At 61.6% G+C, this 19,331-nt stretch carries 18 protein-coding genes; 3 read left to right on the top strand and 15 right to left on the bottom strand.

Annotation, left to right across the window (positions count from 1 at the left end):
• Positions 1-129: 129 nt before the first annotated feature.
• The 15 genes from H8S23_RS11845 to H8S23_RS11775 all read right to left on the bottom strand — a co-directional run bounded on the left by H8S23_RS11845 (position 130) and on the right by H8S23_RS11775 (position 16,348).
• The gene (locus tag H8S23_RS11845) at positions 130-3,024 is read right to left on the bottom strand and encodes a tetratricopeptide repeat protein (protein WP_186888544.1); all 2,895 of its coding nucleotides are present in this window, start codon (positions 3,022-3,024) and stop codon (positions 130-132) included.
• Between the two features lie 47 nt (positions 3,025-3,071).
• Positions 3,072-3,839 (bottom strand): HAD-IA family hydrolase, encoded by a 768-nt coding sequence (locus tag H8S23_RS11840; RefSeq protein ID WP_186888543.1) that lies wholly within the window; start codon positions 3,837-3,839, stop codon positions 3,072-3,074.
• A gap of 307 nt (positions 3,840-4,146) precedes the next feature.
• On the bottom strand, positions 4,147-4,917 hold the full coding sequence (sigG, locus tag H8S23_RS11835) for an RNA polymerase sporulation sigma factor SigG (protein ID WP_186888542.1): 771 nt from the start codon (positions 4,915-4,917) through the stop codon (positions 4,147-4,149).
• Between the two features lie 151 nt (positions 4,918-5,068).
• The gene (gene sigE, locus H8S23_RS11830; protein ID WP_186888625.1) at positions 5,069-5,788 is read right to left on the bottom strand and encodes an RNA polymerase sporulation sigma factor SigE; all 720 of its coding nucleotides are present in this window, start codon (positions 5,786-5,788) and stop codon (positions 5,069-5,071) included.
• Between the two features lie 176 nt (positions 5,789-5,964).
• Positions 5,965-6,840: a sigma-E processing peptidase SpoIIGA gene (locus H8S23_RS11825; RefSeq protein ID WP_186888541.1), complete on the bottom strand. Its 876-nt coding sequence runs from the start codon at positions 6,838-6,840 to the stop codon at positions 5,965-5,967.
• Positions 6,841-7,071: 231 nt separating this feature from the next.
• Positions 7,072-7,587 carry a hypothetical protein gene (locus H8S23_RS11820; protein WP_186888540.1) on the bottom strand — a complete coding sequence of 172 codons (516 nt, stop codon included), beginning with the start codon at positions 7,585-7,587 and terminating at the stop codon, positions 7,072-7,074.
• A gap of 463 nt (positions 7,588-8,050) precedes the next feature.
• Complete coding sequence (locus H8S23_RS11815; protein WP_186888539.1) at positions 8,051-10,435, bottom strand: endonuclease MutS2; 2,385 nt, start codon at positions 10,433-10,435, stop codon at positions 8,051-8,053.
• Between the two features lie 9 nt (positions 10,436-10,444).
• Positions 10,445-11,191: a DNA repair protein RecO gene (recO, locus tag H8S23_RS11810; protein WP_186888538.1), complete on the bottom strand. Its 747-nt coding sequence runs from the start codon at positions 11,189-11,191 to the stop codon at positions 10,445-10,447.
• On the bottom strand, positions 11,136-11,306 hold the full coding sequence (locus tag H8S23_RS11805) for a hypothetical protein (RefSeq protein WP_186888537.1): 171 nt from the start codon (positions 11,304-11,306) through the stop codon (positions 11,136-11,138). The genes recO and H8S23_RS11805 overlap by 56 nt, the downstream gene beginning before the upstream one ends.
• 396 nt (positions 11,307-11,702) lie before the next feature.
• Positions 11,703-12,608 carry a GTPase Era gene (era, locus tag H8S23_RS11800; protein WP_186888536.1) on the bottom strand — a complete coding sequence of 302 codons (906 nt, stop codon included), beginning with the start codon at positions 12,606-12,608 and terminating at the stop codon, positions 11,703-11,705.
• A complete protein-coding gene (locus H8S23_RS11795) occupies positions 12,586-13,074 on the bottom strand; it encodes a diacylglycerol kinase family protein (RefSeq protein ID WP_186888535.1) in 489 nt (162 codons plus the stop codon). Before H8S23_RS11795 ends, era begins: the two co-directional genes overlap by 23 nt.
• Before the next feature lie 16 nt (positions 13,075-13,090).
• Positions 13,091-13,585: an rRNA maturation RNase YbeY gene (ybeY, locus tag H8S23_RS11790; RefSeq protein WP_186888534.1), complete on the bottom strand. Its 495-nt coding sequence runs from the start codon at positions 13,583-13,585 to the stop codon at positions 13,091-13,093.
• A 71-nt stretch (positions 13,586-13,656) separates the two neighbouring features.
• Positions 13,657-14,646 carry a PhoH family protein gene (locus H8S23_RS11785; RefSeq protein WP_186888533.1) on the bottom strand — a complete coding sequence of 330 codons (990 nt, stop codon included), beginning with the start codon at positions 14,644-14,646 and terminating at the stop codon, positions 13,657-13,659.
• 265 nt (positions 14,647-14,911) lie between these two features.
• Complete coding sequence (locus H8S23_RS11780) at positions 14,912-16,081, bottom strand: sporulation protein YqfD (RefSeq protein ID WP_186888532.1); 1,170 nt, start codon at positions 16,079-16,081, stop codon at positions 14,912-14,914.
• Between the two features lie 39 nt (positions 16,082-16,120).
• Positions 16,121-16,348: a YabP/YqfC family sporulation protein gene (locus H8S23_RS11775; protein ID WP_186888531.1), complete on the bottom strand. Its 228-nt coding sequence runs from the start codon at positions 16,346-16,348 to the stop codon at positions 16,121-16,123.
• A gap of 195 nt (positions 16,349-16,543) precedes the next feature.
• On the opposite strand from H8S23_RS11775, the gene H8S23_RS11770 reads away from it, so the two are divergent.
• From H8S23_RS11770 to H8S23_RS11760, 3 genes are all read left to right on the top strand, one after another.
• Positions 16,544-17,659 carry a hypothetical protein gene (locus H8S23_RS11770; RefSeq protein WP_186888530.1) on the top strand — a complete coding sequence of 372 codons (1,116 nt, stop codon included), beginning with the start codon at positions 16,544-16,546 and terminating at the stop codon, positions 17,657-17,659.
• A gap of 587 nt (positions 17,660-18,246) precedes the next feature.
• Entirely contained in the window at positions 18,247-18,462 is a 216-nt protein-coding gene (locus H8S23_RS11765; protein WP_186888529.1) for a hypothetical protein, read from the top strand.
• Entirely contained in the window at positions 18,459-18,884 is a 426-nt protein-coding gene (locus tag H8S23_RS11760) for a cytidine deaminase (protein WP_186888528.1), read from the top strand. Before H8S23_RS11765 ends, H8S23_RS11760 begins: the two co-directional genes overlap by 4 nt.
• Positions 18,885-19,331 lie beyond the last annotated feature (447 nt).

Raw genomic sequence — 19,331 nt, 5'->3', positions numbered from 1 at the left:
CCCGCGGTCCGTTTCCCGGCCTGCGGCTCCTGTTTTTTTCAGATGATACCCCCACGCAGCGGCGGGGACGGGTCCATCAAGACAAGTTGTTTTTTATTGCATAGCAATAAAAAAATAGCCGCACAGCGGCTATTTTTCACCCCTGCCAAAAAGGCGGTGCAGCAGGGATCTTTTCTTTTGGGCAGGCTGCGGCGCCTGCTGGCGGACGGTCTTTTCCTGCTCCGCTGCTTCGCCGCCCTCCAGTTTTTCCAGTTCCGCCGCCGCCAGATTATGTCCCGCTTCCCGGGCGCGCTGCAGGTATTCGCGCGCCTTTTTTATATCCGGCACAAATCCCGCCTCGCCGTCCCGGTGCCAGCAGCCCAGCTTGAACATGGCGTCTTGGTCGCCCTGGTCCGCCGCCTTGGCGTAAAACTCCGCGGCCGTCGCCTTGTCCTGGGACACCCCGGTCCCCTTTTCATAGCAGAGCCCCAGATTATAAAGCGCCGAGGTCAGGCCGTGGCGCGCCGCCTTTTCAAACCACTGGACGGCAAGGGCATAGTTCTTTTCGACTCCGTAACCGTTGTAATAAAAATGCCCCAAATTGTTCTGCGCCGCCGCGTCGCCCTGCTCTGCGGCCAGCCGGTACAGACGGGCCGCCTCTTCATAGTCACGGGCGAGGCCGCATTCGCCCCGTTCATAGCAGCGCCCCAGATTGCACTGGGCCGGGGCATAGCCCTGATCCGCAGCCCTGCGGTACCACTCCAGAGCCTTTTCAAAATCCCGCTCTACCCCGTCCCCGGTCTTATAGCAGCGCGCCAGCAGGCTTTGGGCGCGGGGATAGTCCTTTTGGGCGGCTTTTTCCAGCCATACTACCGCGCCGGCGGGGTCTTTTTCCACGCCCTCCCCCTCCAGCAGGCAGTACCCAGCGTCGCACTGGGCGGGCACATATCCCTGTTCCGCGCTTTCCAGATAATAGCGGAAACCCGCGACCCGATCGCGCGTCACGCCGCGCCCCTCACTGTAACAGTCCCCCAACAGGTCCAGCGCGCGCGGAAAGCCTTTTTTCGCCGCTTTTTTCAGCCAGGTCAGGGCTTTTCCCGGGTCGGCCTCCATCCCGATGCCGGTGAGATAACAAAAGCCCAGGTTGCACATCGAAGCCGCATGTCCCAAGTAGGAGGCGCTCCGGTACATCTCTACCGCGCGCGCCTTGTCCATCGCCGTGCCCTCTCCATTTTCATAGCACAGGCCCAGACTGCACAGCGAGGGCGCATAGTCCTGCTGGGCGGCGCGCTCGTAAAGCTGAAAGGCGCGCTCTTTGTCCTGCGGTATCCCCCTGCCCTCGCTGCAGCAGTCCCCCAGCAGGTCCAGCGCGCGCGGGAAACCCTGTTCCGCCGCTTTTTCAAACCAGGGGATGGCTTTCTCCGCGTCGGGCTCCAGCCCGATCCCCACAAGATAGCAGAAGCCCAGGTTGCACTGGGACGGGGCATGGCCCTGGTCCGCCGCGCGGCGGTACAGCTCCGCCGCCCTGGCCTTATCCATCTCCACGCCGGTGCCGTTTTCATAACACAGCCCCAGATTGCACTGGGCCGCGGCAAACCCCCGCTCCGCTGCAGCCGTGTACAGCTCCACCGCTTTGGCATCGTCCTTTTCCACCCCGATGCCATACTGATGACAATAGCCCAGCAGATCGATGGCCCTCGGATAGTCCTGCGCGGCGGCCTGCCGCAGCAATTCCACGCATTTTTCCCTGCTGCGCTCTACACCGTTGCCATTGAGGTAACAAACCGCCAGATTGCACTGCGAGGGCGCATGGCCCTGATCCGCCGCCTGCTGGTACAGCGCGGCGGCGCGCCCGGCGTCTTCCTGCACCGCCGTGCCGTTTTCATAGCACAGGCCCAGGCTGCACTGGGCCGGGGCATAGCCCTGGCGCGCAGCGAGGGTGTACAGCTGGACGGCGCGCTCGTCGTCCCGCTGGGTCCCCACGGCGTTCTGCAGGCAAAAGCCCAGCAGATCCAGCGCGCGGGGAAACCCCTGCGCGGCCGCGGCTTCCAGCCATTTTACGGTCTCCGCCTCGTTCCGTTCCACCCCGATGCCGTTGAGGTAGCAGACTGCAAGGTTGCACTGGGCCGGGGCATGCCCGGTCTTTGCCGACTGTATGTAACAAGCCGCAGCCCTGGCCGGGTCGCGCTCCACCCCCTGCCCAAGCTCATAGCAAAGGCCAAGGTTGCACTGGGCCGGCGCATAGTCCAGCCCTGCCGCGCGGGCATAGCACTCGGCGGCTTTCTGCCGGTCCTGTTCCACCCCGTCGCCCTCATAGTAGCAGTTTCCCAGCAGGTCGATGGCCCGCGGAAAATTTTGTTCCGCCGCTTTGCGGAACAGCGGTACGGCCTTGCCGGCGTCCACCGGGACGCCGATGCCGGTCAGGTGGCAAAATCCCAGGTTGCACTGGGCCGGCGCATAGCCCAGTTCCGCTGACTGCGCATACAGCTCAGTGGCGTGCAGTTTATCCATCTCCACGCCGGTGCCCATCTCATAGCACAGGCCCAGGCAGCAAAGGCCGGGCGCATATTCCTGCTCCGCCGCGCGGGCGTAAAGCTCCGCCGCCATGGCCTCATCCTTTGCCACGCCCGTGCCGTTTTCATAGCACAGGCCCAGATCGCAGAGCGCCGGGGCGTAATCCTGATCCGCGGCAAGCTCGTACTGCTCCCGCGCCTTTTCCAGGTCCTGCTTTACCCCGGCCCCGAACTGATAACAGCGGCCCAGCGCGGCGATGGCCCGCACGTCTCCCAGCAGCGCCGCCTCGCTGAACCAGTAAAACGCCCGCTCCGGGTCTTTGCCGACGCCGTCCCCCTCGTTGTAGCGCACGGCAACGTCGTACTGGACAGACGAGTCCCCCAGTTCTGCCTGCTCCAGCATATCGGCAAAGTCCTCCTTGGACCTTTGGACCTCTTCGATCGCGCGCTGGATCAGCTCTGTATTCATAAACACGATATTCTGTGGATTTTCTTTCTCCTGCCCACCGGAACGGGGTGTAGCATTCTCCATTTGTTTCACCCTCTCTTTTCATCCGTGCGCAGCAGCGGCCCGCGGGGTCAGATGTCGTCATCATCGTCATCCAGAGGCAGATCGACGGCCGGCGGGGCTGTTTGCTGCGGTGCTTCCTGCCCCGCCGGGGCGATCGGGCGCTTTTTTCTGCGCAGCCAGCGGCCTGTCTTTTTCGGCGCTTTCGGCCGGGGGGCATGACGCAGCTTTGCCGGCACCGCCACGCCGAGAAAAGCCAGGGTCTTGTGCAGATCCATGGCGTTTTTAAAGGGGATCGCGGTCATGCCCAGCTTTTGGGCCATCGCAATGTTCTCTTTGCCGTCGTCCACAAACGCCGTTTCTTCCGGCCGCAGACCATAGGTCTTGAGCAGCAGGTCAAAGATCCGCCGGTCCGGCTTTGTCAGCTTGACGGAAAAGCTGGGGATGCCCCCCTCAAACAGCTGCATGAACCTGCGCCTTTCGGTGAACAGCCGGTAGACGTCCTCCGGCAGGTTCGACAGAAAATAAATGTGGTATCCCGCGGCTTTCAGGCCCGTGATGAGTTCGACCGTGTCCAGTTTGGTGGTCATCATCTCGCGCCAGTCGTCCAGCACCAGCTGCGCCTCATAGCGGCGGGGGCCGGCGGCCGCCAGCATCTTCTGTTCGGCAAGGGCGCGGGTGATGAGGCCCGCGTCCAGCTTTTTCCACTCTTCGCTGCCGAAAATCGCGTCATAAAGCAGTTCTTCCAGCTGTGGGTCGTTGAACTGCCGGTACAGATAGTCTTTGGGGTCGTAATCCACGACCACGCCGCCGAGATCGAAGACAATATTTTTGATCACTGGCTCTTCCTCCGCCTCCCGCCGGTTCTTTCCGGCGCAGGATGATTCCGCCGCTTCAGAACACGGCAGAGCGTTTTCATTATATCACTTTTCCCTCTCTTTTTAAAGAGGAACGCGGCTGGGGCTTTAAAGCATACGCGCGCCGGACCAGGAGAATGCGGCCGGTGGAAAGATCTGCTTTTCCCGTTTTTTCTCTTTTCCCCGCTTTGCCGAACCGCCATGGGGCAAAGCGCAGAAAAAACGGCCGGCGGCGGAGATGCCGCACATCTCCGCCGCCGGCCGTTTCTGTCTGTTTTTTTGAACGATCTCAGATCTGTCTTTTGATACGCTCCAGAGCGCTCTTCTCAAGGCGGCTCACCTGTGCCTGGGAAATACCGATCTCCCCGGCCACCTCCACCTGCGTTTTGCCCTGCAAAAAGCGCAGCGCCATGATCTTCTTTTCGCGCTCGGACAAATTCTGCATCGTCTCCCGGAAGACCAGCGAGCTGATCCAGCTGTCCTCGCCGCCGCTGTCCCCGATCTGGTCCATCACAAAGATCGTGTCGCCGCCGTCGTTGTAGACCGGCTCGTAGAGCGAGATGGGGTCCACCACCGATTCCAGCGCCACGGTGATGGAGGCGACCGGCTGGCCGACCTGGCCGGCGATCTCCTCCATGGTCGGCTCGCGCCCGTATCTTTTCTGCAGTTCTTCCCGCGCCTGCATGGCCTTATAGGCAAGATCCCGCACCGAGCGGCTGACCCGCACCGAATTATTGTCCCGCAAAAAACGCCTGATCTCGCCCACGATCATCGGCACCCCATAGGTGGAAAAACGCACCCCCAGCGAGGTGTCAAAACCGTCCACCGCCTTGATCAGGCCGATGCACCCGACCTGAAACAGGTCGTCCATGTTCTCTTTGCGCCCGGTGAATTTCTGTACCACGCTGAGCACCAGACGCAGGTTGCCGGCGATCATCTTCTGCCGGGCTTCCGCGTCCCCCTGCTGTGCCTTTTTGATGAGCTCGATCTTTTCCTGCTCTTTCAAAACCGGCAGCTTTGCCGTATTCACGCCACAGATCTCGACCTTGTTGTAATACAAAAGCTCCCGCACTCCATTCCATCGAGGTTACGATGGTTAGTATGGGTGCGGGAGGTGCCTTTAATCTGTTTTGCCGGGCTGGAAAAAGATGCATTCCAACCGTGAAAAGCAGTTTTGCTTTACACTTATAAACCTGTTTTTGCCCAGGCCTTTACATCGCCCGTTCCAGGTCCTGCCTCAAACGCTTGATGATCCGTTTTTCCAGCCGGGAAATATAGCTTTGCGAGATGCCGATCATGTCCGCGACCTCCTTTTGGGTCCGCTCGTTTCCGTCCAGAAGCCCAAACCGCATCTGCATGATCAGGCGCTCGCGGTCCGACAGACGCTCCACCGCCCGGTAAAGCATCGTTTTTTCATCGTCCTGTTCGATCTCGGCACCCACGATATCCGGATCAGTGCCCAGTACGTCGCCCAGCAGCAGCTCGTTGCCTTCCCCGTCTGTGTTCAGGGGCTCGTCGATGCTGGTCTCCACCCGCCGGTTGCTGGACTTGCGCAGGTACATGAGGATCTCGTTTTCGATGCAGCGGGAAGCGTAGGTGGCCAGCTTGATGTTTTTTTCCGGCGCAAAGGTGTTGACCGATTTGATCAGGCCGATGGTGCCGATCGAGATGATGTCCTCGATGGAGATGCCGGTGTTCTCAAATTTTTTGGCGATATAGACCACCAGCCGCAGATTGTGGGTGATGAGGGTATCCCGCGCCGCCTGTTCGCCCCGGGACAGGGCTGCGAAAACCTCCTTTTCCTCCGCCGGGGTGAGGGGAGGCGGCAAAGTTTCCGGGCCGTTTATGTAATAGGCGTAATCCGGGAAACGCAGGCGAAGAAGCAGCTGGGTAAAAAAGCGGCGGAGCGCGCCGGGCGACAGGCAATTCATATTCATCATCCATTCCGCCGCTTCGCGTCGGCACAAAATAGGGTGGAGCGCACGCATCCCGCCGTGCGAAGCAGATTGACGGCGAGACGGCCCCGCGCAGGAGGCAGCGGCGCAGACGCGCCGCACGGCGTTTTGCGGGGTACAAAGGCGGCCTTTCCGCAGCTTGTTTTTCCCTCTCACAGGACCGGCTGCAGCAGTTCGGGCCCGACAAGGCCCGCGCAGCGCCCGTCCGCCAGCGGGTGCCGGGTGAACGCTGCCGGCACGCCCGGCAGCTCTGCCGTCTGCCCGCGGTAGCGCAGCACGCACCTTTCGCAGCAGAACGCGGGCAGCAGGCTTTCCCCCGCCACGGTGCGGCAGGGGATCATCCGCACCGGCGGGCCGTCTTTCACCTCCGACACCCCGCCGTCATAATAGCCGTCCAGCGCTCTGCGCAGGCGCGGCGAGAGCTGGGATTTTACGTCGGGATAGCTGAGCAGCACGCAGGGGCAGCCGGACATCACATCCCTCAGGGAAAAGCCCGTGTCCAAAAGGACTGCGGCGGAGATATTCTCCCCATCCAGCCGCAGCTCCAGCTGCACGGGCTGTTCCGCCCGCGGTTTGCCCAGCAGCAGCGAGATCAGCTGCAGCACCAGATACACCGCCAGCACCGACATGATGAGGATCACCGGGGAAATATTAAAGTAAAGCGCCAGATTGTTCTGTTCAATGCCGGGCGCAGAAAAGGTGTACATCACAAAGAACACCGCCCCGGCAAGGAAAAAGTTGAGCAGCAGAAACCAGGCGGCGGCCTTGATCATCTGACGCGGGCCGGTATAGCGAAAAGCGACCAGCACCGGCAGCACGCTGCCCGCCGTTTTGATGAAAAGCTGGGCTGCAAGCGGCAGGGGCGGCAGCAGCAGCACCAGCGAAAAAAGGCTGGCGATCCCCGCCCCCAGCAGGCAGCGCCAGCGGCTGGTGAGGCTGCCGGAGAGCAGCTTTGCCCCCAGCAGCAGAAAAAAATCCAGGATGAAGTTGACCGCCACCAGCATATCCACATATACCACGCCGCGCATCGTCTCCCATCCCCTCTCCTGTCTTTCAGTCTACGCCCCGGGCCCCGCAAAGGCTGTCGAAGCGAGGGGCTGTGAAACCGCGCTTTTCCGTCCACTCATCTCCACAGCGGGGCCCTCTTTTTTCACCGTGCCGCAGAGCGCCGCGGCCGCACGCGTTTATCCCTGTCTTATCGCCGTCGACCAACGCGGTGGAGATGGAAAAGCGTCACAGGCGCACACGTTTGCGCCTGCTCAGGGTGCGGACACAGCGCAGACCCCACTGCGCTGCATCCCGCGCCGCCGGGGCGTTCCCCATTCTGCCCCTTTGCCGGGTCTGTTTCCAGAGCCTCTAAAACAGGCTGCCGGGTCTTCCCGGGTCTTTTCTCTCCCCTCTCTGCAGATCGCCGCCCGAGCCCGCAATGCGGGCTGCAGGGCTGGTTCGACGAGTGCGGCGGCAGGATGCATGGGATCAGAGCAGATCAAATAGGAAACTGTTGTGGTTCCCGGTTCACCCCAATTTCTTCCCTGCTGGATGATTGAGACGGGGCTGGGTGAAAGGCGTACTTTTGGGGCATTAAATTTTCCTCTTTTCTCCAAAATGGAAACAGCAAAATTAGGGGCAAACCAAATTTCAAAAAATGTGGAAAAATAAGTGCCTTTTTTTCTTGTACTTAATAAGCCCGATAAATGGCTGTATACCAACATTTTCTTTACTTTTTTGAGTAGCCACACAAAAACCAGGGACACTAATTTTTCTTCTTTTTCCAAAAACCGATTTTGGGTACTATGTGAAGGGGCAAATTGGATTTTCCAAAAGGGCAAGCCAATTTTCCATTTCTAAAAGCCCCCAAAATCCGCTTTGGCCGCCGGATAAGGGCTCGCTCCACTCCGTTCCGCTCGCTCCTTCGGAGCCCTTCTCATTTCCTCGAAAATAGGCCTCTAAGCCCTTCCCGTTCCTCCTAAGCAAAAGAGCCGACCCAGCCCCTCAAATCGAGCTGCAGAGCCGTTTTGATGGGCATAGGAGCGGGTGTGGAATGGATAGGGATACGAAGTTTTTCTGATTCTCGTTTAATCTCAATTCTCTCCCTCTTTGGGTGTTTGAGATGGGACGAGGGGATAAAAAAAGAGCCCCGGCATCTCGCGATGCCTGGGGCTTTTTGATTTGGAAATTTGATTGCCTTTTTGGAAAATTTAATTTGCCCTTTTACAAAGGCCGGGAGCCGCGTACCGTTCAGCGCAAACACACTATCGACACGCCGTCCTCTCCCTCTCCATAATTGCCCAGCCGGTAACTTTCGACCGACTTGTTGGTCTTCAGCATGGCGTGCAGCGCCTTGCGCAGAATGCCCGCGCCTTTGCCGTGGATGAGATAGACCTGGGTCATGCCGCTGAGCACCGCGCTGTCGATAAAGCGCTCGGCTTCCATCACCGCTTCCTCGGCGGTCAGGCCGATCAGGTTGATCTCCATGGCCGGGGTGCGGGTGACGTTGGCATTCGCGCCGCTGCTGCGATATTTTGGGGACGGCGCTTTTTTGTTTTTCGGCTCCGCTGCGGCCATCAGCGAGGACAGCGGCACTTTGGTCTTGATCGCGCCGCAGAGCACTTCCACCATGCCGTTTTTGTCCGGCAGGTTCTTCACCGTGGCGCTGCGGCCGATATCGGCCATCACCACCACCTGCCCCACCTTGACGCTGGTAAGCGGCACGTAGTTTTTCACCTCCGGCTCGCTGCCCAGGCCGGCGGTGACGCCCAACGCGTCCCGCCGCGCAATCTGGCGCGCCCGCTGCAGCTTCTGCGCTGCGGAAAGGTTTTCCTTTTTCTGCAGCGCTTTCATCTCATCCATCAGGCCGTAGGCGGTGTCCTGCACCTTTTGTTCCAGTTCCTTTGCCCTGCGCCGCGCGGCGGCCAGTTCTTCCTCCCCCTGCCGGATGAGCTTATCCCGCTCCTCTTTGGCGGAGTCGAGCTGGTTCTCCGCCGCATATCTCAGCCGCTCGATCTCCGCCTTGTCCTCCTTGATCTCCAGCTTGAGGTCCTCCAGCTGGCCCAGCACCGTCTCAAAGCGCTTATCCTCGGCGGAGAGGTGCCGCTTTGCCCGATCGATCACCTGGTCCGGCAGGCCCAGTTTTTCACCGATCACAAACGCGTTGGAGCGCCCCGGCACCCCGACGCTGAGCCGGTAGGTGGGGCGCAGGGTCTCCAGATCGAACTCGCAGCCGGCGTTCTGGACCCCCTCGGTCTCCAGCGCAAAGACTTTCAGTTCCCCATAATGCGTGGTGGCCATGATGCGGCTGCCCCGCTCCCGCAGTGTCTCGATGACCGACACCGCCAGAGAAGCGCCCTCTGCCGGGTCGGTGCCCGCCCCCAGCTCGTCCAGCAGCACCAGCGTATCCGGGCCGGCCTCTTTCAGGATCTCCACAATATTGGTGATATGCCCGGAAAAGGTGGACAGGCTCTGCTCAATGCTCTGTTCGTCGCCGATATCCACCAGGATATCCCGGAACCGGCAGACCTCGCTGCGCTCGGAGGCCGGGATCAAAAAGCCGCAGGAGGCCATGGCCAGCAGCAGGCCCGCTGTTTTCAGGCTGACCGTTTTGCCGCCGGTGTTGGGGCCGGTAATGATCATGGTGTCATAGTCCCTGCCAAGGGAAATATCCACGGGCACGGCTTTTTTCTTGTCCAGCAGCGGATGCCGGGCGTGCAGCAGTGAAAACCCGTAGCCATCGGTCACCCGGGGCATCGCGGCGGCCTGGTCCGCGGCCAGCCGGGCTTTGGCCAGCAGCAGGTCCACCCGCAGCATGGCGTCGTAGCTGACCCCGAACAGGGGCTGCATGGCGGCCACCGCCCCTGAAAACACCGAGAGGATGCGCTGGATCTCCTCCTGCTCCTGACTGCGCAGCTGCAGGATGCGGGCGTTCAGCTCCACCACGGCGCTGGGCTCCACAAACAGCGTGGCCCCGGAGGAGGAGACGTCGTGGATCACGCCGCCCACCTCGCCGCGGAACTCCGCTTTGACCGGCACCACGAAACGGCCGCTGCGCATGCTGACCACAGCGTCCTGTAAGTACTTCTGGGTGCCGGGCGAGCGGATCATATGTTCCAGCCGGTCGCGGATGCCGCTTTCTGCCGAGCGGATCTTGCGGCGGATGTCGTACAGCGCGTCGCTGGCAGCGTCCGCCATCTCTGTCTCCGAGAGGATGCTGTCAAAGATGCTGCGGGACAGCCCCGCATTTTCCGTAATGGAATAGAAGAGATCGTCCAGCACCCCGCCGTCCGTCTGCACCTTTGCCTCTTCGGCGTGATACCAGCTGTTCAGCGCCTCGAAATTGCGCAGCGTGCGCCCGACCAGCAGCAGTTCCGCCATCGAGAGAACGCCGCCCTTTTCCGCGCGCTGCACCGCCGCCATGACGTCCTCCACCCCGGACAGGCGCGGCCCGCCCAGCCGCAGATACCGCACCGTCATGGCGTCGGTCATCGCCAGCGCGTGGCGCATCTCCTCCGGGTCCGCGCAGGGCTGCACGGCGCGCAGCCTGTCGGCCGCCTCCGGGCAGACGCAGTTCTGCGCCGCCTGTTCCACGATCTTATAAAACTCAAGATTTTTTAAGTATTTTTCTTTCATGCTTGCTCCTTACGGCAGCACCGTCTGCAAAAAGTCCAGGCTCTTGAAGCGATGATCGAGCTGGCGGGTCACATAGTCGGTGCAAAGGCCGGAAAGGTGCCGCAGCGCCTCTTCCGGCAAGATAAAGCTGAAGATCCTGTCATCCCCGCTGTAAAGGATGTGGCGCATCGCCGAAAGCTCCGCCCCCGGCAGGTTCACGGCCCTGCCGGCTCTCGCCGCACAGGAGGAACAGAGCAGACGGCCCTCCGCCACGTCGAAAAAAAAGGCGTCCCCCTCATAGCAGCCGCAGCCCGCACATGCCACCAGATCGGGCATATAGCCCGCGTGGGAGAGCGCGCGCAGCTCACAGACCGCCTTGACCTGATACAGGTTTCTGCGGCGGCAGATGAGGGCCAGACTGTTGAGCAGCAGCCGCAGCTGGACGTCCGCCTCTTCCCCCTCGGGGGCAAGCGTGCCCATGAGTTCAGCCAGATACATGGCCAGACTCATCCCCTCCACGCTGCCGCGCAGATCAAAGAATACTTCCAGCGCAGTCGCTTCGTCCACGATATACATCGTCTTGCCCTCAAACAGCACGAACTCGGAATAGCAGAAAAGCCCCGTAGCGGCAAAGAGCTTGTTCTTGAGCCGCTGAGAGCTTTTTGCCGACGCCGAGATCACTCCGTGCCCGGGGGTCAAAATGGTAAGTATCCGGTCGGATTCACCCGTCCTGACTTCCCGCAGGACGATCCCCGTCGTTTTCACCTGCTGTGCCATAACCGGCACTCTCCTTTGCCCGCATCTCGGCCGCGATCGCACTGCCGCGGTAGAGGATATAATCCGCAATATCGCCGCTCGCCGCAAACCTCTGCCAATACTCCTGTTCCGTCATGTTCCGCGCCTCCCGGTACCAGTTTCTATTGTTACTGTTACCGGGACAAAAGAGTTCCATACGCGGAAAAGTGTGGCAGGCCCGCACGGCGCTCAGCCGCGCGGCGCGCCGCACAGACCGGCGGCAGGGCGTGTCGGCCCTCTGCGCGTGTTTTTTTCATTTGCCGGCAAATGCCGGCAAAAAAGCAGCAAAAAGCGGCGGTGGCTCGCCTGCCGCCGCGCTTTTCCGCCATGCTTTGCCGTTGTTTCCTCTTTGCCGCCCGCGCCGTCAGCACCGCGCGCTGACGCGCACGGGGGCCTGCTTTTCCGCGGCCCGGGGCGCCGAACATCTGCCGCAGCCTTTTCCCGCGCACTTTATCCTATCACACGCGGGACGCCCGCGTCAATGCGGCGCGGGCTATTGGCGAAAGCCAAAATTGTTGAGATAAAAGTCGTTGTCGCGCCAGTCGTCCTTGACCTTGACCCAGCACTGCAGATTCACCCGCTGGCCAAGAAAGTCCTCGCAGTCGGCCCGCGCCGCGCTGGCGATCTTTTTGAGCATTGCCCCGCCCTTGCCGATGACCATGCCCTTGTGGCTCTTTTTTTCGCAGAAAATGGTGACCTCGATATCAATGAGGCCGCCGTCCTCTCTCTCGTGAAATCTCTCTACCGAGACCGCCGTGCCGTGGGGCAGCTCGTCCCGCAGGTACAGCAACAGCTTTTCCCGCACCAGCTCGGCCACGATGGCCTTTTCCGGCAGGTCGGTATAGGCGTCGTCCGGGAAGTAGTGCGGCCCCGGGGCGGCGCAGCCCTCCAGAAGATCCAAAAGCGCGTCGAGCCCCTCCCTTTTAGCCGCAGAGACCCCCAATATCTTCTGAAACGCGCCCAGCGCTTCCAAAAACTGGACCCGCGTCTGCAGATCGGCGTCTTTTTTCAGACAATCGGTCTTGTTGATGACCGCAAACGCCGGGGTGCGGGAGGCGCGGATCTCGCGCACCAGATCCGCCTCGGCCTCGGTCAGCTCCCCATAGGGCTCAAAAACCATCAGCGTGACGTCGCCGTCGTCCACGGTCTCCTCCACTGTTTTCACCATCCGTTTGCCCAGCTTGGTGCGGGGCTGGTGGATGCCCGGCGTATCCAAAAACACAAACTGGGTCTGCCCGCGGGTGAGTACGCCGGTAATGCGGGTGCGGGTGGTTTGGGGCTTGGAGGTGACGATGGCCAGCTTTTCCCCGATCAGGGCGTTGAGCAAACTGGATTTCCCCACATTGGGCCGGCCCACGATCGCTGCAAAAAGAGACTTAGTCCCGGTCGAAGAGGTCAAAACTGTGCGCTCCTTTTCTGTAGTGAAATATAAAGAAATACCCCGCCCCGGCGGCCGCCAGCAGCAGCGGCAGCCGGTACCAGGCGGAGAAGAAATAAACCGCCGCCGCGCGCAGCGCCGCCGGATCGAAAAAAAGCACCACGCCGCACACCGCCGCCCCGATGCTGAAAACCAGCACCGCTGCGGCCGCCATGTCCTTGACCGCCCCGGCGATGAAAAACTTGTCCGGCCCGGGCCGGGCGACCGCCCGCTCGATGGACGAGTTGACGAGTTCCAGCGCCACGACGCCGCAGATCAGCGCCACCAGCAGCAGCCTTTCCCCCCGTGTAAAATCATAAAAGCGGGAAAAATACAGCACAAACGCGCCCGCTACCAAGTGAAAGCGCAGGTTGCGCTCTTCCCGCACGGCGGTGAGAAAGCCGGACCAGGCGTAGGCAAAACCACGAAAAAAGCCGCTTTTCCGCAAGGGACGGCCCCCTTTTTTATTCCGGCGTGTAGGCGATGGTGCGGGGCAGCCCCAGCTTTACCAGCACCTTTTCTTCTTTTTCCCGCATGCGCACCTCGGCCAGGCCGCCGTCCACATGGTCGTAGCCCAACAGGTGCAGCATGGAATGCACGGTCAAAAAGGCGACCTCCCGCTGCAGCGAATGGCCGTAGATATTGGCCTGCTCGCAGGCCTTTTCCATCGAGATCACCACGTCGCCCAGCATGGCCGCGCCGGTCTCTGCGTTGATATCGTATTTTCCGTCGCTGCCCAGCGGGAAGCTGAGAACATCCGTCTCCACCGGCTTGTCGCGGTATTGGCCGTTCAGCTGCGCAATGTGCGCGTTATCCACAAAAGTCACGCTGATCTCCGCAGGGCCCTCAAAGCCCTCCATCTCCAGCACTGCGTTGCAGCTGCGGCGGATGAGGATGCGGATGCCGGTCGGGATCTTGACGGCATTCTGCTGGTTGGTGATATAAACTTTGTTGTGCATAAGGCCTGTCCTTTCCTTCCCCCAAAATATTTTTCCACCCGGCTCGGAGCCGGGAAAATGTTGTCCGGCGCCTAGCTGCGGTGGGCGCGGGTGCGCCCCGCGGCCTGCCTTTTTGCGCCCGCTTTCTCATACGCGCGCACGATCTCCTGCACCAGGCGGTGGCGCACCACGTCCTTGTCCGACAGCCGGACGCAGGCGATGCCCTCGATGTTTTTCAGGATCGCCGTCGCCTCGATCAGGCCGCTGCGCGATTTTTCCGGCAGGTCGATCTGGGTGACGTCGCCGTTGACCACCACCTTGCTGTTCATGCCCATGCGGGTGAGGAACATCTTCATCTGTTCCGGCGTGGTGTTCTGCGCCTCATCCAGGATAATAAAGGAATCGTCCAGCGTGCGGCCCCGCATATAGGCAAGGGGCGCCACCTCGATGACCCCTTTTTCCAGCAGCTTCTGATACGTGTCCGGCCCCAGCATTTCAAACAGGCCGTCGTAGAGCGGGCGCAGATACGGGTCGACCTTGTTCTGCAGATCGCCGGGCAAAAAGCCCAGCTTTTCCCCCGCTTCCACCGCGGGGCGGGTGAGGATGATGCGGGCGATCTCGTGCGATTTGAACGCCCGCACGGCCATTGCCACCGCCAAATAGGTCTTGCCGGTACCGGCGGGCCCCACCCCGAACGTGATGGTATTTGCGCGGATGGCGTCGATATAGGCTTTCTGCCCCAGGGTCTTGGGGCGCACCGGCTTGCCCTTGGCGGTCAGGGCGATAAAATCCCCTGTCAGCTCTTTTACCCTGCCCTCGTCGCCGGAGGCCGCCAGCGAGATGCAGTAGTGCAGCGCCTGCTCGTCCAGCGGCGTCTTGGAGCGCCACAGCTGCAGCATGGCGTCGATGGCCCGCCCGGCGCCGTCCACCGCAGCCTCTTCGCCCGTCACCTTGATCTCTGTGCCCCGGCAGACGGCGCACACGCCGAACTCGCGCTCGATCTTTTTTATATTTTCATCCCCGCTGCCCAGTACCGCCAGCGCGTCGTCGATGGAATCCAGATTCAGCAGCCGTTCCGCCATGCAGGCCCTCCTCGCTTTTTGACTATAAAACCCGCGGTTCATTTTGGCAAAATAGCCAAAATTTTGCCGTTTGATTTATTATAACACATTCCTCAGGCTTCTAACAGGTAATTTTCGTGTAAAATTGTTGCTTTTTTGTTATTTTTTGATTTTGCGCCGCAGACCTTTTACAGGCGTGCCGGAGAGCGTTTTTTTGTCCCGCCGTACCCCGGAACAGAGAGGTCTCCCCGCGCCGCGTCCCTCCCCGTCCCGCGCGTGGGAGCTTTTATTTTGGGATGGCAAACGCGATATCCTCCAGCCGCTCCACGGTCAGGGTGGCGACGTATTCCTCCCCCTGCATCTCCCCCGCATAGGCGGCGGAGATCACCTGCTCGGTCTGGCCGTCCTCCGCCAGCGCCCGGTCCAGCCGGAATTTCGCGCGGTTTTTTGCCGCTTCCTCCGTGAGCAGGATCTCGCTCTCCTCTTCCGGGTAGACGGAACGGATCTCCAGGACTGCGGGCAGGACGAATCCGAACACCGTCGCCTGCTCGTAGCGGACCTCTTCAGAGTAAAACTGCGGCAGCTGCGCCATGCTGCCCAGCTCGATGCGCCGGTCCCCCAGCAGGATGGTGCGGTATTCCAGCACCTCTCCCGTGGGCACATGTGCGACAAAGTGCAGCGGCTGGTTGACCGTGTAGATCTTTTCCGTGCGGGCGATCACCCGGGCCTCGGCCGGGGTGATGACCACGCTGCCCGTCTTGTCGTCCACATAGGTGCCCGAGACCAGCAGTTCCCCCTCGCTCACCCGCTGTCCCTGCAGCACCGCCGCAAACCCGTGGGCCACGTCGAGGTGGTCGATGATCCCGGCTTTTGAGGCAATGATATCCCCCGGGGCGTGTTTTTCCAGCTCCGGGCGGGCCGTGCGCTCGCTGACCTCCACGACGAGCCTGCCTTTCACAAAGTTCAGCGAGACGTCTGCCAGATCCTCCGACTGCAGCAGGACGACCTGCCGCACCCGGCGCAGCTGGTCGTCGGTGGGCCGGATGCCCGCATAGACGCCGTTGGCTGCCAGCACCGCGCCGATCTCCTGCTGATAGCGCTGCGGCACATCGTAGTACCGCACGCACCAGAGGGTCCCGGGCAGATACAGACAGAGCGAGACGAACACCACCGGCCCCAGCAGCAGCCCCCAGCGCCCCCAATAGCGGCGCAGCAGAAAGGGCAGGCCGCGTTTTTTGACCACCCGCAGGCGGCAGTGGCAGTGAAGAGCCGCGCGATGAACCTTTTTATAGTCCCGCGCCGGCATCCAGCCGGTCACCCCCGTGGGGGTGGGGCGCAGCCCCGCCAGCGTGAGTCCCATATCGGTACAGCGGTTCAGCATCTTTTCATAGGACCCGCCCTCCGCCGAAAACTTGACCTTTCCCAGCAGCCAGCCCGCGGCCCGCTCGAACAGCATCTCCCTGCCCCCTTTTTCCGCGACAGTCGTTCTGCGCGTTTACCCGCGCCTTTTTTGATCCTCCCCGGCGCTGTAGAAGAATTCCAGGTTGAAGATCCTCCCGCGCACCAGCACGATCCCTTTCTCCACCGTTTCCAGCGCCAGATCGTCCCCGGACAGCCGCACCCGCGTTTTGCCCATGTCCAGTTCCACGGCGTTTTCATTATATAGCACGATGCCTCTGCTGTTGTCCACCTGTACCGAACCGTTGCAGTTGATGTGCAGCATCGCGCCTGTATAAAGCTCCGGCGGCGGCATCTGGAAAATTGAGGAGAGAATTTTTTTGGGGCCGTCTCTCTTTTTACGCCCTCTTGCCAAACCGCCACACCCTTTCGCCCGCCTGCATCGGCCGTTTTGCCCCGCCGCGCCGCGGTGCGATAAAACGACCCGTTCACACATATATATCCTTTGGGGGTGCTTGTTATGAATCCGACCGTTCAAAAAGCCTCGTGGAGATCTCCCGTCTGCGCCGCCGCCCTGCTGGGGTGTGCGGTGCTGATCCTGCTGCGGCCGGATGCCGCCGCAGCAGGCGTAAAAGAGGGGCTGACGCGCTGCTACAACAGCCTGATCCCAGCGCTTTTCCCGTTTCTTGTCCTCACACGTCTCATCCTGGACAGCGGGGCCGCCCGGCTGCTGGGGGCGCCGTTTGCCCCTTACTGCCGCCTGTTGGGCATCCGCAGCCGCGAAGCCGGGGCGGCGCTGGCCATGGGGCTGCTGGGCGGGTTTGCCGCCGCCGGGTGCAGCATCGACGCGCTTTACCGGCGCGGGGAGATCACCGCCCGCCAGGCGGAGGTGCTGCTGTGCGCCGCCGCAGGGGAGGGCCCGGCTTTTGTCATCTCCGCCGTGGGGTATGCCATGCTGGGCAGCCTGCGCCAGGGCACGGCGCTGCTGTGCAGCCTGATGCTGGCCTCCCTCATCAGCGCGCCGCTGGCAGCCCGGCTGCTGACCGGGCGCACAGGGGCGCTGCCGCCCAGTACGGCAGCGCCCGCAGAAGCGGCCCGGCAGCCCGATGCCGCCGGCTTGCTGGTGTCTGCGGTGAGCGCGGCGGTGGAGACGATGCTGCGCATCTGCGGTTTTGTGCTGCTGTTCGGGCTGCTCTGCAGCCTTTTGATCCCACAGGGCGCGCCGGGCTGGGCTGCGGCGCTGGCAGGCGCCCTGCTGGAGGTCAGCGCAGGCTGCCGCGCGGCCAGCCTGTTGGAGGGCCTGCCGTCGCTTCTCTTCTGCGCGCTCTCCCTCAGCGCCCTCGGGCTCTCCGCCTTTGCGCAGCTGCGCGCCCTGCTCTCGCCCGAGATCCGCGTGCTGCCGCTGGCCTGCTCCCGGCTGCTGCATTTTCCGCTCACCTGTCTGCTGCTGCAGCTCTTTTTGCGTTTTCTGCCCGGAGAAGAGACCACGGCAGCAGCGGCAGCCGCAGTGGAACGGCTGATCCTGCCTTTCCGGCTGCCGCGGGAGGCCTCCTTTTTTCTCTTTTTGCTGCTGGCGGTTTTCTGCAGCGAACTCGTGACCAGGACGCCTTTACGCCGAAAGAAAAAAGACGTATAATAAAAAAATAGCCGGAGGCTATTTTTTTAGTAGCCATGTGGCCTGTCCTCAGGCCACGGCGAATCGAAATAAGTTGTTTTTTATTGAGCAGCAATAAAATAGCTGTAAAGTTATTTTTTCGGCCATTCGCCCGGTTGCCGCGTAAGCGGCGAGGGTGGGGCCAATCAAGATAAGTCTTTTTATTGCGCAGCAATAAAAAATAGCCGGAGCAAAACGCAGGCTGTTTTTTAGCAGTCATGCGACCTGTCCACAGGCCACGGCGAATAGAGATAAGTTTTTTACTGGCCCTGCCGCCTCACCCCAAACTGCAGCGCATCGAAATACGCTGCTTTTTACCGCCAGGCAATACAGGATGGCCGCAGGCTGTTTTGGCAGTAGTGCAGGGCAGCTGCCCTCAAGGGGGCGGGGGCGCGCGCTTTGGGGCAAAACCGATTTTGCCGGGCGGGAAAGGGCATGGCGCGGCAGGCATTTTGCCCGTCTTTGATGCCTGTTCCGCACGGCCTGCGCTTTCATGATGGGGGCCGCGGCCGCACGGCCTCCACAGATCTTCAAAACACACCTGCCGGAAAGGGGCGTTGGGTCTTTAAATGAAAAACGGGCTTTTCTCCGGGGACATCTCCCCTGCCTGCGAATACTGCGAGTATGGCCGCCGGGCATCGGATAATGTAATGATCCTCTGCATCAAAAAGGGGATGGTGTCCCCCTATTATTCCTGCCGCAAATTCCTCTATTCCCCCCTGAAACGGGTGCCGAAGCGCCAGCCGCGGCTGCCTGAATTTTCGCCTGAGGAGTTTCAGCTGTGAGCGCCGGCCGGGGCGCCGGGGCGCGCGCAGGGTGGGAAGAACTGTACAGCCGTGCGCGTGAGGTACAGCGCCCGCGTGCGCTTTCCCCTTTCGCGGAGGCGGGAGGCGTGGCCGCTGCGCTGCTGGCCGCCGACGAAACTGTTTATACCGGCGTGTGCATCGATATGGCCTGCGGGCTTGGCATGTGCGCGGAGCGGGCCGCAGCCGCGCAGATGATCACCTGCGGGCAGGGGCGCGTATTGAAGCTGGTCGTGCTGATGCCGGACGGCCGGACGGGCGTGCCCTGCGGCGCCTGCTGCGACTTTTTGCTGCAGATGGACCCTGAAAACAGCGAGACCGAAGTGCTTCTTGGCCCGCAGAGCGATCAGAGCATAAGGCTGCGCGAACTTGCCCCTCACTGGTGGGGACAGGACCGCCTCTGACCCCGCACCGCCCCGCAGGCGCAGGGTGCCGGGAGCGGCACCCTGCCAGGACTGCGCGGCAAGGATCAAAAATAGAGCTTCCCCTGCGGAAATGCTCAAAAAGGCGTGTCTCCGACCGGGCCGACCCCCGGCAGAGACACGCCTTTTTCTTTTTTTGCAGCACAGGCAGACAGCCTCGGGCCAACAAAGCCGCGCCGCAAGGGCGGACAGGCCCGGTGCGGCGGCGCAGCGCTGCCCGGCAAAAAGCGGCACCCGCGCCCTTTTCCGCGCGCCCGGTCATGGGGATCGTGCAGGCATGACCGCCCACGCATCACAGGCGGGGCGGCGGGGAGAACCGGCCGGACTTTTGCCTGGGCCGGGATCCCCAGTCCCCCGCCGCAGCTCCTTTTCAGGGTCATCTGAAAAACAGTTCATCCCAAACGGTCCCGTTTCCATCCGCCGCAGCGA

This window comes from Anaerofilum hominis (assembly GCF_014287275.1).
Lineage (GTDB): Bacteria > Bacillota > Clostridia > Oscillospirales > Ruminococcaceae > Pygmaiobacter > Pygmaiobacter hominis.
The sequence above is the reverse complement of the archived record's forward strand: the minus strand, read 5'-3'. Positions and strand labels throughout refer to the sequence as shown.

What these genes read in the sequence shown, in the direction of transcription:
- H8S23_RS11845 (WP_186888544.1), bottom strand. Translation starts at nt 3,024, where the DNA reads ATGGAGAATGCTACACCCCGTTCCGGTGGGCAGGAGAAAGAAAATCCA.
- sigE (WP_186888625.1), bottom strand. Translation starts at nt 5,788, where the DNA reads ATGAATTGCCTGTCGCCCGGCGCGCTCCGCCGCTTTTTTACCCAGCTG.
- H8S23_RS11825 (WP_186888541.1), bottom strand. Translation starts at nt 6,840, where the DNA reads ATGCGCGGCGTGGTATATGTGGATATGCTGGTGGCGGTCAACTTCATC.
- H8S23_RS11815 (WP_186888539.1), bottom strand. Translation starts at nt 10,435, where the DNA reads ATGAAAGAAAAATACTTAAAAAATCTTGAGTTTTATAAGATCGTGGAA.
- recO (WP_186888538.1), bottom strand. Translation starts at nt 11,191, where the DNA reads ATGGCACAGCAGGTGAAAACGACGGGGATCGTCCTGCGGGAAGTCAGG.
- H8S23_RS11805 (WP_186888537.1), bottom strand. Translation starts at nt 11,306, where the DNA reads ATGACGGAACAGGAGTATTGGCAGAGGTTTGCGGCGAGCGGCGATATT.
- ybeY (WP_186888534.1), bottom strand. Translation starts at nt 13,585, where the DNA reads ATGCACAACAAAGTTTATATCACCAACCAGCAGAATGCCGTCAAGATC.
- H8S23_RS11785 (WP_186888533.1), bottom strand. Translation starts at nt 14,646, where the DNA reads ATGGCGGAACGGCTGCTGAATCTGGATTCCATCGACGACGCGCTGGCG.
- H8S23_RS11780 (WP_186888532.1), bottom strand. Translation starts at nt 16,081, where the DNA reads ATGCTGTTCGAGCGGGCCGCGGGCTGGCTGCTGGGAAAGGTCAAGTTT.
- H8S23_RS11775 (WP_186888531.1), bottom strand. Translation starts at nt 16,348, where the DNA reads ATGCTGCACATCAACTGCAACGGTTCGGTACAGGTGGACAACAGCAGA.
- H8S23_RS11770 (WP_186888530.1), top strand. Translation starts at nt 16,544, where the DNA reads ATGAATCCGACCGTTCAAAAAGCCTCGTGGAGATCTCCCGTCTGCGCC.
- H8S23_RS11765 (WP_186888529.1), top strand. Translation starts at nt 18,247, where the DNA reads ATGAAAAACGGGCTTTTCTCCGGGGACATCTCCCCTGCCTGCGAATAC.